This is a genomic window from Tritonibacter sp. SIMBA_163 (assembly GCF_046535935.1).
Classification (GTDB): Bacteria; Pseudomonadota; Alphaproteobacteria; order Rhodobacterales; family Rhodobacteraceae; genus Epibacterium; species Epibacterium scottomollicae.
The window spans coordinates 1-243 of sequence record NZ_JAWJBP010001137.1; the positions used below are offsets into that span (position 1 = coordinate 1).

General features: G+C 37.4%; 1 protein-coding gene. It reads right to left on the bottom strand.

Annotated features, from left to right (window positions below):
- Positions 1-243, bottom strand: a 243-nt coding sequence (locus tag R0J92_RS25880; protein WP_411053795.1) for a hypothetical protein, incomplete at both ends; no start/stop codon positions are given.

A 243-nucleotide genomic window follows, 5' to 3' on the forward strand; every position in this document is an offset into this window, starting at 1 on the left:
TACTTCTTAGCACTTCATTAACTTCTGTCTCTCCTCCATCGAGCTTACCGTTCCCAATTTTTTTAAGGAATAAGTGAATGGGGGTATTATCTCTTAATCGAGATAGCATCTGACGGGTACTATTTTCTGATTGTGTCCCTTGATTAAAGGAGTAAATAGCATCAAAATAGTCTGGGAGGTCAATACTCACGCCAGTGCTTAAAACAGGCGTATAAATAATAATATCGTATTGCTTGATTTCTG